This window comes from Eikenella sp. NML070372 (genome assembly GCF_001648415.1).
Taxonomy (GTDB): Bacteria; Pseudomonadota; Gammaproteobacteria; order Burkholderiales; family Neisseriaceae; genus Eikenella; species Eikenella exigua.
Window position 1 is genome coordinate 838,412 of the sequence record NZ_LXSN01000004.1, and the last position, 16,235, is coordinate 854,646.

The following is a 16,235-nucleotide window of genomic DNA, read 5'->3' on the forward strand; positions in this document are numbered from 1 at the left end:
CTATGCTCAAACATCACCCCCACGCCCCCATCCTGTTGGCCTATCTGCGCGTGTTCGCCATGTCGGTGGCCGCCTTTGTGGTGTGCACCACTGAATTCATCCCCATCGCCATGCTTACCGACATCGGCAAGGGCTTCAATATGTCTGCCGCCGATACAGGCATTATGATTACCGTGTATGCCTGGGTGGTGTCGCTGGCTTCGCTGCCGCTGATGCTGCTGGTGGCCAATGCAGAGCGGCGCAGGCTGCTGCTTGCGTTATTTGCTGTGTTTGTAGCCGGGCATGGGCTGTCTGCCGTGGCTTGGAGCTTTCCCGTGCTCCTGATTTCGCGCGTGCTGATTGCCTTTACCCACGCGCTGTTTTGGGCCATTACCGCCTCGCTGGTGATGCGCCTGGCGCCAGCGGGCAGTCGGCAGCAGGCTTTGGGCTGGATGTCGCTGGGCACTTCCATGGCCACGGTATTGGGCTTGCCGCTGGGGCGGTTGGTGGGGCAGTGGCTGGGCTGGCGGTTTACCTTCGCGCTGATCGGCGTGCTGGCTTTGGGCGTGATGGTGCTTTTAGCCAAAATCCTGCCGCACTTGGAAAGCAAAAACGCCGGCTCGCTGAAAAGTCTGCCACTCTTAGCCAAACGCCCTCACCTATTGGGGATGTATGCGATGGCAGTGCTGATTGTGAGCGCCCATTTCACAGCCTATAGCTACATCGAGCCTTTTGTGCTGGAAATTACCCATATGCCGCCAGATACAGCCACGGCGCTGCTGCTGGTATTCGGCCTGTCGGGCATGATGGCGAGCTGGCTGTATTCGCGCTTCTATCCGAAACACCCCAACCCCACCCTGATCGGCTCGGCGGTGCTGCTGCTGGTGTCATTACTGCTGTTTAAGCCTTTAGGCGGCAGTACGGCGGCGATGTTTGCACTCTCGCTGGTCTGGGGCATCGGCATCGGGGTGTTGGGCTTGAGTATGGTTGCCCACGTGATCCGCTATGCGCCGGATGCCACCGATGTGGCCAATGCGATTTACTCGGGCAGCTACAACATCGGCATCGGCGGCGGCGCGCTCTTGGGCGGCATCATCTCGCGCCACTGGGGGCTGGGTACGCTAGGCTGGGTGGGCACCGCCCTAGCTGCTGCCGCTCTAGCAGTATTTGCGTGGACGCAGCTTGGCTTTAAAACAAAACAGGCTTGAGATGGATACACTGAGTATTTAAGAGGCTAACTGAAGATAAACAACCAAACGGCTGCCTGCCATACAAAAGGCTACCTGAACCTTCAGGTAGCCTTTTCTGCATTTATCCACACTTAATGCAAATCTTTCAGGTAGCTGCCGTAGCCCTGCTGCTGCATTTGGTTTTCGGGGATGAAGCGCAGGCTGGCACCGTTGATGCAGTAGCGCAGGCCGCCGCGGTCTTTTGGGCCGTCGGGGAAGACGTGGCCGAGGTGGGAGTGGGCAGCGCTGCTGCGCACTTCGGTGCGGTGCATATGGTAGCTGTAGTCGTCGTGCTCAGTGATGGCATCAGGACTGATGGGACGGGTGAAGCTGGGCCAGCCACAGTGGGAGTTGAATTTGTCGCGGCTGCTAAACAGAGGCTGACCGCTAACAATATCAACATACAGGCCGGGCTCGAACAGGTCATCATACTGGTGACTGAAGGCACGTTCAGTGTCACCTTTTTGGGTAACGCGGTATTGCTCGTCGGTGAGAGTACGGCGCAGGGTGGCGTCGTCTGGCTTGCGGTAGGTGGCAGGGTTGAAGCCTTTGGCGGGGGCAGGGCTGCTTCCCTCGGCAGGGTCAAGCGGCTTGTCAGCGAGGCCGATGTCGATGTGGCAGTAGCCGTTGGGGTTTTTGGCGAGGTAGTCTTGGTGATAGGCCTCGGCAGGATAGAAGTGTTGCAAGGGCAGGGCTTCCACTACGATGGGACGGCGATGTTTACGCTGTTCGGCAGCCAGGGCGGCGCGTACGGTCTTAGCTTCGGCAGGGTCGGTGTAGTAGATGCCGGTGCGGTATTGGCGGCCTCGGTCGTTACCTTGCTGATTGAGCGAGGTGGGGTCGATAACGCGGAAGTAGTAGCGTAGAAGGTCTGCCAGGCTGATGCGCTCGGGGTCGTAATCCACCTTCACGGTTTCAGCGTGGCCGCTGCCGCGGATTACATCTTCATAGCTGGGGTTGGCAGTTTGACCGTTAGCGTAGCCAGATACGGCATCCACCACGCCAGGCAGGCGCTGCATATAGGCTTCTACACCCCAGAAGCAGCCACCGGCAAGGTAGATGGTTTTGGTCTGTGCGGTGCGGCGGCTGCCGTCGGCGGCGGTGTAGTGCTGCTGTACGGGCACGGCGGCGAGGTCGGCATTAGGGTTATCGAGTAGGGCGAGGGCTTGTTCATGCTGCAAACTACCTTTGTGCACGCGCAAGATTTCTCCGTCGGCAGAGAGTAATACCCAGCTAGGATACACACCAACGCCGGCGGCTTTGGCTAGGCTGCCGTCGTCGAGGGCTACCTGAAGGCCGGGGTAGTCTAGCTTAGCAAACCATTCTTTAAATTCGGCTTCTGGCTTTTCGCCGAGGAAGCCAGGCGAGGCAATGGTAATCAGGTTGGCACGGGCGTTTTCGCCGGAAAACTCGGCAGATTGCTGCCATTCGGCAGTAGTTTGTAACTCGCTCAAACACAAGGGGCACCAGCTGGCCCAGAATTTAACCAATGTGGGGCGGTTACTTTTGAGTAGGGTTTGTACGGGCTGACCGCCGGGAGTGTGCAAGGAAACGAGGCGTTGAGCAAAGGCGGGGTTACTGGGCATGGCATGGGCTCCGGGTTTGGCTTGGGCGATGAATTTGGGGGCAAAAAAGCCGAGGATGAGAACGGCTGGAATGATAGCGGCTAAGAATAGCAATATTTTACGTAGCATAGTTTGAGCTTTCGAAAAAGTGGAAGACATAGCTTAGACGGAACAGGCAGCGGTTTTCTGACACACTATAGCGGTTCCCCTTTCGGAATGAAACAAAGTAGCGAACCAATCCCGTATCATTCTTAATTTAAGGCGGACATAAAAAACAGGCATTTAATCTTTTCAGGTAGCCTTTATCCGGCGCCAAAGGCTACCTGAAACCCTATTTCCGCCACACCGCGGCGTGTTGTTCAAGCCATCGGTTTTCCAGTAAAATGCCGCCTTGATTATACCGCGCCGCCACTCCGAACGGCGGCCGTTTGAAAGGCCACCATGAGCGAAACCAACCAAGAAACCCTGCTGGAATTCCCCTGCCGCTTCTCCATCAAAATCATGGGCGCCAAACATCCCGAATTTGCTGTGCAGATATTGGAAACCGTGCGCCTGCACGCGCCGGACACCGCCGAACACGATATGCGTCACCGCGAAAGTAGTCACGGCAACTATCAGGGCATAACCGTTACCATAAACGCCCACAGCAAGTCGCAGCTCGATAATATTTACCTAGCACTCACCTCACACCCCTTGGTGAAAGTGGTGCTGTGATGAAAGTCATCCAGCTTGGCTTGGCCGAATACAGCCCGATTTTCCACGCCATGGAAGCCTTCACCGATGCCCGCAGCGAGCGCACGAAAGACGAGCTTTGGGTGGTGGAACATCCGCCCGTGTTCACTCAAGGCATGGCCGGCAAAGCCGAGCATCTCTTGGCACGCAGCAACATCCCCGTGGTGCAGATCGACCGTGGCGGCCAAATTACCTACCACGGCCCCGGCCAGCTGGTGGTATATACCCTAATCGACTTCAAACGCCGCAAAATCAGCGTGCGCGACTTGGTAAGCCGTTTGGAAAACAGCATCATCGCCACCCTGGCTGAATACGGCATCTTCGCCGCAGCCGACCCAAAACGCCCCGGCGTGTATGTGGAAGGCAAAAAAATCGCCTCCCTCGGCCTGCGCATCAAACGCGGCGCGGTGTATCACGGCTTGGCATTAAACGTAAATATGGACTTAAGCCCCTTCCGCCAAATCAACCCCTGCGGCTACGCCGAGCTGGAAATGACTCAAATCGCCGACTTGGTGCAGCCCGTCCCCTCCGTGGCCGACGTGGCCGCCAAACTGACCAACCATTTGCAGCAGCAGTTGAGGCTACCTGAAAAACAGGCCGACTGACCACCCGCCGGCTACCTGAAAAGTACACACCACATTGAAAACACAGCAAAGGAACAAGCCATGGCCACAGAAAACCCCGCCAAACAAGACAACAGCCGCGGCGTAAAACACAAAGGTGCGGCCAAAGTTGCCCGTATCCCGATTAAGGTTGTGCCGCTGGAGCAGAAACTGAAAAAACCAGAATGGATTCGCGCCCAGCTGCCCACCGGCAAGAAGTTCTTTGAAATCAAAAATATCCTGCGCGATCAGAAAATGCACACCGTGTGCGAAGAAGCCAGCTGCCCCAATATCGGCGAATGCTTCAGCCGCGGCACCGCCACCTTCATGATTATGGGTGATATCTGCACTCGCCGCTGCCCCTTCTGCGATGTCGGCCACGGCCGCCCCAACGCGCTCGATACCGAAGAGCCGCAACATCTCGCCTCCAGCGTGGCCGCCATGAATTTGCGCTACGTTGTTATCACCTCGGTAGACCGTGACGATTTGCGCGATGGCGGCGCTCAGCACTTTGCCGACTGCATCACTGCCATCCGCGAGCGCAGCCCCAATATTAAAATCGAAATCCTCGTACCCGATTTCCGCGGCCGCATGGATATTGCCCTCGAAATTCTGGCCAAAACCCCGCCCGATGTGATGAACCACAACCTAGAAACCCACCCGCGCCTCTACAAACAGGCCCGCCCCGGCGCCAACTACCAGCATTCGCTCGAGCTGCTGCGCCGCTATAAAGAAATGATGCCGCACATCCCCACCAAATCCGGCATCATGGTAGGTTTGGGCGAAACCGACGATGAAGTGCGCGAAATCATGCGCGATATGCGTGCCAACAACATCGAAATGATCACTGTGGGGCAATACCTGCAGCCCAGCAACAGCCACCTGCCCGTATTGCGCTACGTTACCCCCGAAATGTTTAAGCAGTTCGAACATGAAGCCTACGCCATAGGTTTTACCAACGCTGCTATCGGTGCCATGGTGCGCTCCAGCTACCACGCCGACGCACAAGCGGCCGAAGCCATGGCCTCGGCCGGCGGTGGCGGCTGCCACCACGGGCATTAACGATACACGCCAAACAGGCTGCCGATTACTTCGGCAGCCTGTTTTTTTGCACCATACAAGTTTCAGGCTACCTGAAAACATCAGTCCCACTAAAGCCAAAGGCTACCTGAAAAGCTGTTGTAGCATTTTCAGGGAGCCTTTGCCCGTCCTACCTTCCGGCTTGTGCGCAAAAATTCCTATTTCGCTATAATTCACTCTTTCACCTTTACCGGCTAATTGCCGAAACCACTACCCTCCAAGAGGATAAGGCCTGCACCAAGCTGCCGAATATAGATGCAGTTTAAGGCGTGTACATGCAATCAAGAAATATACCGCGAGCAGTATTTAGCCAAGGCCTCGGGCTACCTGAAAGAATAAATATGAATGCTATGAACAACATCGTCGTCTATTGCGGCTCCAACCTAGGCGAAGACCCGAGCTACAGCCAAGCCGCCCGCGAGCTGGGGCGTGCTATTGCCGAACGCGGCAGCCGGCTGGTGTACGGTGGTGGCGGCATCGGCCTGATGGGCGAAGTGGCTTCTGCCGCCTTGGCTGCCGGCGGCAAAGTAACCGGCATCATCCCCACCTTCCTGCGCCACGAAGAAATGGCGCACGGACGCCTCACCGAGCTCATCATCACCGACAACATGGCCGAGCGGCGCACCAAAATGATTGAGCAGGCCGATGCCTTCATCGCCCTGCCCGGCGGGCTGGGTACATACGAAGAGCTGTTTGAAGTACTCTCTGCCGCCCAACTCAAGCTGCACAGCAAACCCATCGGCCTGCTCAATATCAACGGCTTTTTCGATCCCATTACCACCCTGTTGCAGCACACCGCCAACCAAGGTTTCATGCCCACCGCCAATACCGGCCTAGTATGTGTGGACAGTGGCATCTCTGCCCTGCTGGATAAAATGGCTGCCTACCGCTTCCAAGATGCATCCAAATGGCAATGCCCCGCTTGGCAGCAGGCAGAGGCTACCTGAAAATATGGCCAAAGCACTTCATATCCTAATTGCGTTAACTCACCTTACCGTACTCCTGTATTGTCTGTGGCTTGCCGCCCTGTAGGAAAATGTGCTCTACATATACCCCCTCCTAATATATTTGCGGGAAACTTATTTTTCCCAACGATTAAATACCTCAATACCCACCATTTCCATTTACGCAAATTCACACTCAACCCTTGCTGCCAGCACCTTCCTGCCAACCCCTTTTAGTTAGTATGTTTACTCTAAAATTTTCTGACTAAAGTCAATCCATATCACAATATTTTATGATATGATGTATCAATAAATAGATAGGCATTCTAAATAAATTGCCAATTCAGTCAAATTATTAAGATATTGCTCTTTAAAATCAACTGGCTCTATATGCATGCAAGGATGCAAATGGTTTTAGCATTTGCCCACTTGAACGCAACAGCTAAAGCAACTGTTAAATTTCCTTAGCAGTATTTAACTGTAAGACAGATATTCTACCCGCCGCCAGACAGCTTGTCTCAGGATATCATTAACGCACTATCCCTCTTGCCTGCATATACCGTATGCAGGTTTATTTTTGTCGTTGTGTTCGAAACGGCAAAACACAAGTTGCCGCTGCTGCTGTGCTATTCTGGCACAGCAGCAGCAGCAGCAAAAAGCCGGGTTTATCCGGCTAGCAAAGCAGCTGTTTTTTAATTTATTTAAAGGATTTAGATCATGAAGAATATATTATTAGGCTGTGGTCATAAGGAACTTGGTGACTATCTGAAGAGCTTGATTGCAACTTTGGAAAAGGGTGGTTACGCCATCCGAATAGCCCATGACCAGCAAGAAATACTGACGCTTTTGAAACATGATGCCAGAATAGGTTCCGTGCTTTGTACACTGGATATTTTCAACCAAGAATTAGACAAGAAAATTATTGCGCTCAACGATGAGTTGCCTGTATTCATTCTGAAGCCTACCGACTGCGACAAACCCGTGGACTTCGGTGCTGTAGGCGACCACGCCACCTTCATTGATTGCCACCTGTTCAGCAACGAAGACATTGTTGATAAAATTGAAAAAGCAATCTGCCACTATATCGACAATATCACACCTCCCTTCACCAAAGCCCTGTTTGACTACGTTGTTAAAAACAAATATACATTCTGTACTCCGGGCCACATGAGCGGTACCGCTTTCCTGAAATCTCCCGTAGGCAGCCTGTTCTACGACTTCTACGGCGAAAACACTTTCAAATCCGACATTTCCGTTTCCATGGGCGAGCTGGGCTCTCTGCTCGACCACTCCGGTCCGCACAAAGAAGCCGAAGAATACATCGCCAAAACCTTCAATGCCGACCATAGCTACATCGTAACCAACGGCACTTCCACCGCCAATAAAATCGTGGGTATGTACTCAGTGCCCGCCGGTAGTACCGTACTGATCGACCGTAACTGCCACAAATCGTTAACTCATCTGTTGATGATGAGCGACATCACTCCGGTGTACCTGAAACCGACCCGTAACGCCTACGGTATCTTGGGTGGTATTCCGCAAAAAGAATTCACCAAAGAAGTCATCACCGAAAAACTCGCCAAAGTTCCGGGTGCCACTTGGCCGGTACACGCCGTGATCACCAACTCAACTTATGACGGCCTGTTCTACAACACCGACAAGATCAAAGACACCTTGGATGTGAAATCCATCCACTTCGACTCTGCTTGGGTTCCCTACACCAACTTCAGCCCGATCTACAACGGCAAAACCGGTATGGGCGGCAAACAGGTTAAAGACAAGGTAATCTTTGAAACCCACTCCACCCACAAACTGCTAGCTGCATTCTCACAGGCTTCCATGATTCACGTTAAGGGTAACCTGAACACCGCCACCTTCGGCGAAGCCTACATGATGCACACCTCCACTTCTCCGTTCTACCCCATGGTAGCCTCTACCGAAGTGGCAGCAGCCATGATGCGCGGCAACGCAGGTAAACGCCTGATGCAGGATTCCCTGGAGCGTGCCGTTAAATTCCGTAAGGAAATCAAAAAATACAAAGCCCATGCCGATTCATGGTATTTCGACGTATGGCAACCTGAAAACGTTGATAACATCGAATGCTGGGAACTGCATCAAACCGACAAATGGCACGGCTTCAAAAATATCGACGCCCAGCACATGTACCTCGACCCGGTCAAGGTAACCTTACTCACCCCGGGCTTAGATAAAAACGGCCAGCTGGAAAAAACTGGTATCCCCGCCACCCTCGTTTCCAAATTCTTGGAAGACCGCGGCATCATCGTGGAGAAAACCGGCCCCTACAACATCCTCGTGCTCTTCAGCATCGGCGTAGACGACACCAAAGCCCTCAGCCTGCTGCGCTCACTGAACGAGTTCAAGTCCCTGTACGATGCCAACGCCACCGTGGAAGAAGTATTGCCGCGCGTATTCAACGAATCTCCCTCTTTCTACAAAGACATGCGGATTCAAGAATTGGCACAAGGCATCCACAGCCTGATCTGCAAACACAACCTGCCTGAACTCATGTTCAGCGCATTCGAAGTGTTGCCGACTATGGTGATGAACCCGCACAAAGCCTTCCAGCTTGAGCTGAAAGGTCAGATTGAAGACTGCTACTTGGAAGACATGGTAGGCAAGATCAACGCCAACATGATTCTGCCCTATCCTCCCGGCGTACCGTTGGTAATGCCTGGTGAAATGATCACCGAAGAGAGCAAGCCCATCTTGGAATTCCTGATGATGCTGTGCGAAATCGGTGCCCACTTCCCCGGCTTCGAAACCGACATCCACGGTGCCTACCGCCAGGAAGACGGCCGCTACAAAGTTAAGATTGTTAAAGCTTAACCCACGCGGTACGAGGCTTCATGCCCTCGCAGCATAAACCAACCGGCCTGAATAATCAGGCCGGTTTCTTATATGCCGATATAGCCGGGCGAACAAAGGCTACCTGAAATTTTAACTGCGCAGAAACTTTGCTGCGTCGTACTTTTAGGTAGCCTCTCCCATACAAACCCCAACATCAAAACCACCATATAAACTTTCAGGTAGCCTCTCCGTACGGAAAGGCTACCTGAAAGCGCAGCTTTAACCAGTCAAAACCAGTTTCTGCAAAGTTACAAGTCTGCTTGCAAGCAATCTCCGACTAAGGCTGCTGTCCGCGTACTGCCGTCCAAGCCGCGTCCAACCGACGGCCGGCTTCTTCCAGCGTGGTATTCGATTGTTGCGCGGCCACATCTGCCTCATTCAATTGCGTTTGCAACTGCGTGATTTCCGCCTGTTTCTGCTGCAAAGCAGTTTGCGCCGCTTCCAAACGGGTGCGCAACGTATTCACACGGCTGCCGTTATCGGTTTGCGCCTTCAATGCTTCCTGATACGCCATCTGCGCACTCAAAAGCTCGGTTTGTGCCGCATCATCCGCCCAAGCGGGTGTAGCGGCGGCCAGCAGGCACAGCCCGGCCACAACTCCCTTGATCCGCATATTTTCTCTCCTTAATTCTGAAAAAATCACAAAGTTCTGCCGCAGGCAATTTCAAACTGCTTGCCGCCGGCTGAGCCTTTTACAATCGGCTGGGTAGGCCGCCTGGCCGTTTCATATTGGTTGGCAGCCAGCTTGTTGCCGGAAGCATCCCACATATCCACCGCAGCCAAACGGCGTGTACGCGTCTGGCAGTCGAACTGCCATTGGTTTACCGCCGTTTTGAAATGCGGCGTGTTCACATAATGCTCACGCCCCACATCCGACACGGTAATCCGCTCGCGGAAGCTAACCCAGCTGCCTTCTTTCCGAATACTGGAAGTGTCTATTTCGTAACGCATATTGCCGTTTTGGCTCAACCCCACTTCTCTCCAGCTGCCGCCCAGGCTCGGCCCGCTGCTCATGCTCGGACAACCCGCTAATACTAACACCGCACACAGCCCGGCCAATCTCTTCAGTTGCATAAAAATCCTTTCAGGTAGCCTTCAAACGCTATAAAATCCGCGCCATTATATCCAACAAATCCCGCAAACGGAAAACTACTCATGCCACAGCCCTCCGCCCTCAACATCCTGCGCGAAGTTTTCGGCTATCACGCCTTCCGGGGGCGGCAGGAAGAAATCGTGAACGCACTGGCAGAAGGGCAAAACCTGCTGGTGCTGATGCCCACCGGCGGCGGCAAATCCCTGTGTTATCAAATTCCCGCCCTGATGCGGCGCGGGCTGGCCGTGGTGGTGTCGCCGCTGATTGCCCTGATGGACGACCAAGTGGCCGCCCTGCAGGCTGCAGGCGTGGCCGCCGCCAGCATGCACAGTGGCATCGGCAGCAGTCAGGCGCAGCAGATTGCCGACACCATCGAGGCAGGCTACCTGAAACTGCTCTACGTTTCTCCCGAACGCCTGGTGAGCGAACGCTTCCTGCGCTTTCTCGACCACACCGAAATCAGCCTGTTCGCCATCGATGAAGCCCACTGCGTGAGCCAATGGGGGCACGACTTCCGCCCCGAATACCGCCAGCTCGGCCTCCTGGCCGACCGCTACCCCGCCATCCCCCGCATCGCCCTCACCGCCACTGCCGACGCCGAAACCCGTGCCGACATCAAACACTACCTTAAGCTGGAAAACGCCGCCGAATACATCGCCAGCTTCGACCGCCCCAACATCTACTACCAAATCATCGAAAAAAACAACGGCAAAAAACAACTGCTCGATTTTCTGCATAACCGCCCCCACGACGAAAGCGGCATCGTTTACTGCTTAAGCCGCAAAAAAGTAGAAGACACCGCCGCCTTTTTAAACGAATACGGCTACCGCGCTCTGCCTTATCACGCCGGCCTCACCATGACCGAGCGCAACGAAAACCAGCATCGCTTCACCCGCGAAGAAGGCCTCATCATCGTGGCCACCGTCGCCTTCGGCATGGGCATCGACAAGCCCGACGTGCGCTTCGTCGCCCACCTCGACATGCCGCAAAGCATCGAACACTTCTACCAGGAAAGCGGCCGCGCCGGGCGCGACGGACAGCCTGCCGCCAGCTGGCTGTGCTATGGCCTCAACGACTACTCCCTGCTGCGCGAACGCATCCAAACCGGTAACAGCAACGACTTCCAAAAGCAAATCGAACAGCAAAAACTCGAAGCCATGTTTGCCGTATGCGAAACCTCCGGCTGCCGCCGCGCCGCCCTGTTGCGCCACTTCGGCGAAGAAATCCCCCCCTGCGGCCACTGCGACAACTGCCTGCACCCGCCCGTCATCTTCAATGCCACCGAAAACGTGCAGAAACTCCTCAGCTGCGTTTACCGCGTTGGCCAGCGCTTTGCCGCCGGCTACGTTATCCACGTATTGCGCGGCAAAGCCGACGACTGGATTCGGCAAAACCGCCACGACCAGCTCTCCACCTACGGCATCGGCACCGCCCTGTCAGATAAAGAATGGCGTGGCATCATCCGCCAATGCATCGGCCAAGGCCTGCTCGCCACCGACCCGCACAACTACCACGCCCTCATGCTCACCCAAGCCGCCCGCCCCGTGCTGCAAGGCAAGCAGACCGTGATGCTGCGCCCGCTCAAACGCGAAAAATCCGCCACCCGCACCCCGCGCGAACAATGGCTGCGCACCGAGCGCGAAGAACGCCTCTGGCAAGCCCTGCGCCAATGGCGCACCGAACGCGCCCGCGCAGACAATGTGCCCGCCTACATTGTGTGTGGCGACCGCACCCTGCAAGACATCGTGCAGCAACGCCCCGCCAGCCTCACCGAACTGCAAAACATCTACGGCTTGGGCGAAGCCAAAATTCAAAAGTTCGGCAGCGACATCCTCGAAGTCTGCACGCGGTTCACCCAAGACAGCGACACAGCAACCACCCTGCCGGATGCCTAAGCCAATCCATAAAAGGCTACCTGAAATTTTCAGGTAGCCTTTTAAATGCGGACAACACGTTTCCAGCCAATTTGCCTTTGCCAAACATGGCGCAGCCCATGTTGTTCGGGCCGGTAAGCCAGGCAATACCGAAGCGGCAAAACCAGCTAGTTTAAATATAAAAACACAGGCTTTAGTCAGATTTGATGTGGCAGGGATCAACTAGCTGGGGCACAAACCGTCCTGCTCATACAGAATGATTCAGGCTACCTGAAAGAAGTCTGGCGCTGCAAAACTCAGGCGGGGATACCTGCATTGCTCAGATGTGTACATCCCCGCCTCCTGCACAACAAAAAGGCTACCTGAAAACCATACCACATAGTTTCAGGTAGCCTTTCGCGCAAAATCAAACCGCCCTGCGACATGATGCCGAAGGGCGGTACTTTAAAAGCAAGCGGAAAACAAAATCCTGCTAAATCCCTCCTTGCGCCTTCACTTTTTCACCACCTTCCAGCTTATTCAGCGCAGAAAGATAGGCTTTGGCGGTGGCGGCCAAAATATCGGTATCCGCACCTTGGCCGTTGGCCACGCGGCCGTTTCTGGCTAGGCGCACACCGGTTTCACCTTGGCTTTCCGTACCAAAAGTTACCATGTTCACCGAATAAATCTGCAATTCGGCACTGCTTTGCACCACGCTTTCGATGGCTTTGAAAATTGCATCCACCGGGCCGGAGCCGGTGGCTTCGGCATGCTGCTCTTCGCCATCGGCACTAAACACAATTTCGGCGCGCGGTAATTCGCCGGTTTCGGTAATGATGCGCTGGGAGATGATTTTGTAACGGTCTGGCGTAAGATTGAATATTTCGTCTGACACCAGCACATGCAGGTATTTATCAAAAATCTCACGTTTTTTATTGGCCAGTTCTTTGAAGCGGGCAAAAGCAGTATTGAGTGTTTCCTCGCTACCCAATTTGATACCCAGCTCAGCCAATTTGGTTTTTGAAGGCATTGCGGTCGGAAAGTTTACCCAAACTCAATCGGTTGGCCGACCAACCCACCGATTCGGCCGACATGACCTCATAGGTTTCCCGATGTTTAAGTATGCCATCTTGGTAGATGCCGGATTCGTGGGCAAAAATTGGCACCCATAATGGCCTTATTGGGCTGCACCGGATAGCCGGTGATGCTGGACACCAGCTTAGACGCGGGTACGATTTGGGTGGTATCGATGCCAGTTTCCAGGCCAAACAAGTCGTGCCGCACTTCCAGCACCATCACGATTTCTTCCAAGCTGACGTTGCCGGCCTCGATTACATCCACCCCCAGCCTCTCCAGCTGTCGTGCCACGCGTACTTTTTCTTCCTTGGTTATGGCGGCGCCCGGAGATTGCTCACCATCGCGTAGAGTGGTATCGACCACTATGCGGCTACTACCGGGCTGTGCCGGGACATGCTGCAAAGTAGGCTACTGCTCCAAAAAAGCATTCAAGTCCAACGGCCTGCCCTGCACTTCAGCCAGAGTAGTCAGCCTTTGCAGCTGCGCCAGCGGCAGCGAGCGCCGCGTGCGCGCCATTTGTAAATTGCCGCCGTGGAGGTAACTCCTTCGGGATCATGTAGGCGCAGTACCTCGGCTAATGCATTTACACCGACTAAATAAACAATCAGGAGATCGATATCGAGTTCATAATAGACTTTCAATCTAAACCGAGAATATAGTAGATGCCGCCATATATAGACATTTCTATAGACATAAAAACAAGCACGATTTTTACAAATAATGTGTAAACGAGTGAATTTTTATGCTTATTGCCCACAACCATTCACTTGTTGCGCATATGTTTTATCTTTTTTCACCTTTTTTGGTCACTATACTAGACATAAATGTAAAGAAATCGCTATAATTCAAAATAGATACAGAGGGTTTCCGAAAAAGAGAGGCTCGTTGAAACATAATATGTAAACAGCATTCTGCTAAAAGCGGCAAGCTTTGAACTCTTACCCTTGCGCTGCGATAACAAACAAATAGTAAAACTAATTCTGATACCCACAACCAGACAACTTCATCCCATACAACCAAGACTTGTTGCCTTACTAGATAAATTACAAAATAATTGAGGATGCAAGGTGTTTTGCGCTATTACTTTCGGGAGAATAACGATGTTTGATTTATCTCTCTCTTTCTTATTGCTAGCACTGCTGCTATGGCTGCTGGTGCGGCTGAAACAGCACCACCACCGCCGGCGCAAGCCGCTCACCGCCCACGGGCACGATGATTGCAGTTTTTTTACTCACGAGTATCACCGTGACGAACAATAGCCAATTCTGTGGCAACCGCCCAATGTACGTTCTACTTTCAGGTGGTAGCCTCTCAGCCTAGAAAGAAGCTTATATCCCACACCTACTGCGCAGCCTCGCCTTGGCCGCACTCCCAACTCCCCTCCCGCTACAACACAAACCCCATCTGAACTAAGTGCTCGACCAACTGATTGATCCGCTAAATCTTTCCACTTGCCTGTGCACCACCGTGTCCACCACCTCCGATTTCACCAACCAGAAAATCGCCTCACCGAACCAACAATAACCCCTGTCCGAACCTCGAACAACACGCTGCCGAGCAATATATTACCGGTATTAACCGCGAAGTATTCCAATCTGAAGAAGTACTGAACCAATTGCATGGAATCAGTCACAATGCAATAAACCAAACCTATACACAGGAAGAGGTGAACATCATGATTACCTTCTACCGCACGCCGATTAGACAAAACGTGCTGAACAGGGTGATTAACTAAAGCCATGATACCGCCAATAATACGCCTGATTAGCCAACACTACGAACAGACAAGCCAACACCTCACTCCGCCATTCCGGCACAAAGTAAAATGCATTCAGCGCGAAGCGGAATGCACAGTTCAGCCAGGCCGCGTCGGCAGTAATAAGCGCCGTTAAACTTCCCACGCCAAAACATGGCTGCACGTCAAATTTCTCCCTGCAAACCCTACCCCGCCAAGCCGCTGTGCGGGTAAAATATGGCCATGCCAACAGGCTACCTGGAAATAAAGTCCCTACGCAGTTCAAATCCAGCGTAACGGCGCTGCCATGCCAAACTTTTCAGGTAGCCTTTAACACAGATAACCCACAAAAACATCCTAATCGAGTTTTCCCCATGCCCACCCTGTCCCAATTCCTCCAGCAACACCTCGCCGAACACCACCTCCCCGCCGAATTAGGCAGCGTGGTTTCCACCATCGTCCAAGCCTGCCAAATCATCAGCGGCCAAGTGCGCCAGGGCGCGCTCGCCGGCGTGCTGGGTGAAGCCGGCAGCAGCAATGTGCAAGACGAAGCCCAGAAAAAACTGGACGTGATCGCCAACCAAATCTTGATTGACTCCCTCTCTGCCAACCCCGCCGTGGCCGGCTTGGCCAGCGAGGAAGAGGAGCAGTTTGTATCCGCCAACGATCAAGGCCGCTACCTCGTGCTGTTCGATCCTTTAGACGGCTCGTCCAATATCGACATCAATATTTCGGTCGGTACCATCTTCTCCATCTTGGAAAAACCTGCAGGCCCGCTTTCCACCCAATCCTTCCTGCAAAGCGGCCGCGCCCAAGTAGCCAGCGGCTACACGCTCTACGGGCCGCAAACCCAGCTCGTGTTCTGCCTGCGCCACGGCGTGGCTGTGTTTACGCTGGATGCCAGAGGCCAATTTGTCCAAACCCAGCTCAACCCGCAAATTCCACAGGCCACGCGCGAATTTGCCATCAATATGTCCAACCAGCGCCATTGGCAGCCGCCCATGCAGCAATACATTGCCGAACTGCTCGCCGGGGAAACCGGCCCCCGCGGCAAAAACTACAATATGCGCTGGGTGGCCAGCATGGTGGCCGAAATCCACCGCATCCTCATGCGCGGCGGCATCTTTATGTATCCCAAAGACGCGCGCGACCCGGCCAAACCCGGCAAACTGCGCCTGATGTATGAAGCCAACCCCTTGAGTCTCATCATCGAACAAGCAGGCGGCGCGGCCACCAACGCCCGCGAAAACATGCTCGATATCCAGCCAGAAGGCCTGCACCAACGCGTAGCCGTAATCATGGGCAGCCGCGAAGAAGTGGATTACGCCACCCGGTTGCACCAACAATAAACCCTTGGGCTACATGAAATAATTTCGGCTTCGCCGAAACAGCCGCCCGCAACAAAATATTGCTTTAACCCCGTTGAAGCAGATGCTTTCAGGTAGCCTCCCCTTAGTTTTCCAATCCGACATAGAACA

General features: G+C 53.9%; 11 protein-coding genes and 1 pseudogene. 8 read left to right on the forward strand and 4 right to left on the reverse strand.

What is annotated here, in order from left to right; all coding sequences use genetic code 11:
* The first annotated feature begins 2 nt into the window (after nucleotides 1–2).
* Nucleotides 3–1,187, forward strand: a complete 1,185-nt coding sequence (locus A7P97_RS05840) for a sugar transporter (protein ID WP_067530764.1) — start codon at nucleotides 3–5, stop codon at nucleotides 1,185–1,187.
* Nucleotides 1,188–1,300: 113 nt separating this feature from the next.
* Here A7P97_RS05840 and msrAB read toward each other — a convergent pair whose 3' ends face one another.
* A complete protein-coding gene (gene msrAB, locus A7P97_RS05845) occupies nucleotides 1,301–2,902 on the reverse strand; it encodes a bifunctional peptide-methionine (S)-S-oxide reductase MsrA/peptide-methionine (R)-S-oxide reductase MsrB (protein ID WP_231863690.1) in 1,602 nt (533 codons plus the stop codon).
* Between the two features lie 312 nt (nucleotides 2,903–3,214).
* Here msrAB and A7P97_RS05850 point away from each other — a divergent pair, with 312 nt between their 5' ends.
* The 5 genes from A7P97_RS05850 to A7P97_RS05870 all read left to right on the forward strand — a co-directional run bounded on the left by A7P97_RS05850 (nucleotide 3,215) and on the right by A7P97_RS05870 (nucleotide 8,978).
* The gene (locus A7P97_RS05850; RefSeq protein ID WP_067438640.1) at nucleotides 3,215–3,487 is read left to right on the forward strand and encodes a YbeD family protein; all 273 of its coding nucleotides are present in this window, start codon (nucleotides 3,215–3,217) and stop codon (nucleotides 3,485–3,487) included.
* Nucleotides 3,487–4,110 (forward strand): lipoyl(octanoyl) transferase LipB, encoded by a 624-nt coding sequence (lipB, locus tag A7P97_RS05855; RefSeq protein WP_067438637.1) that lies wholly within the window; start codon nucleotides 3,487–3,489, stop codon nucleotides 4,108–4,110. Before A7P97_RS05850 ends, lipB begins: the two co-directional genes overlap by 1 nt.
* Before the next feature lie 60 nt (nucleotides 4,111–4,170).
* Nucleotides 4,171–5,169, forward strand: a complete 999-nt coding sequence (gene lipA, locus A7P97_RS05860) for a lipoyl synthase (protein ID WP_067530765.1) — start codon at nucleotides 4,171–4,173, stop codon at nucleotides 5,167–5,169.
* A gap of 368 nt (nucleotides 5,170–5,537) precedes the next feature.
* Nucleotides 5,538–6,134, forward strand: coding sequence for a TIGR00730 family Rossman fold protein (locus A7P97_RS05865; protein ID WP_067531006.1), 597 nt, complete (start codon nucleotides 5,538–5,540; stop codon nucleotides 6,132–6,134).
* Between the two features lie 714 nt (nucleotides 6,135–6,848).
* Complete coding sequence (locus tag A7P97_RS05870) at nucleotides 6,849–8,978, forward strand: lysine decarboxylase LdcC (protein WP_067530766.1); 2,130 nt, start codon at nucleotides 6,849–6,851, stop codon at nucleotides 8,976–8,978.
* 298 nt (nucleotides 8,979–9,276) lie between these two features.
* Here the strand turns inward: A7P97_RS05870 and A7P97_RS05875 are convergent, their stop codons facing one another.
* Nucleotides 9,277–9,612 (reverse strand): hypothetical protein, encoded by a 336-nt coding sequence (locus A7P97_RS05875; RefSeq protein ID WP_067530767.1) that lies wholly within the window; start codon nucleotides 9,610–9,612, stop codon nucleotides 9,277–9,279.
* Between the two features lie 26 nt (nucleotides 9,613–9,638).
* Nucleotides 9,639–10,073 (reverse strand): surface-adhesin E family protein, encoded by a 435-nt coding sequence (locus A7P97_RS05880; RefSeq protein WP_067530768.1) that lies wholly within the window; start codon nucleotides 10,071–10,073, stop codon nucleotides 9,639–9,641.
* Between the two features lie 81 nt (nucleotides 10,074–10,154).
* Here A7P97_RS05880 and recQ point away from each other — a divergent pair, with 81 nt between their 5' ends.
* Nucleotides 10,155–11,987 (forward strand): DNA helicase RecQ, encoded by a 1,833-nt coding sequence (gene recQ, locus A7P97_RS05885; RefSeq protein ID WP_067596331.1) that lies wholly within the window; start codon nucleotides 10,155–10,157, stop codon nucleotides 11,985–11,987.
* A 451-nt stretch (nucleotides 11,988–12,438) separates the two neighbouring features.
* On the opposite strand, the pseudogene A7P97_RS05890 reads toward recQ, so the two are convergent.
* A pseudogene (locus A7P97_RS05890) lies at nucleotides 12,439–13,663 on the reverse strand (alpha-isopropylmalate synthase regulatory domain-containing protein).
* A 1,468-nt stretch (nucleotides 13,664–15,131) separates the two neighbouring features.
* Here A7P97_RS05890 and A7P97_RS05895 point away from each other — a divergent pair.
* On the forward strand, nucleotides 15,132–16,106 hold the full coding sequence (locus A7P97_RS05895) for a class 1 fructose-bisphosphatase (RefSeq protein ID WP_067525661.1): 975 nt from the start codon (nucleotides 15,132–15,134) through the stop codon (nucleotides 16,104–16,106).
* Nucleotides 16,107–16,235 lie beyond the last annotated feature (129 nt).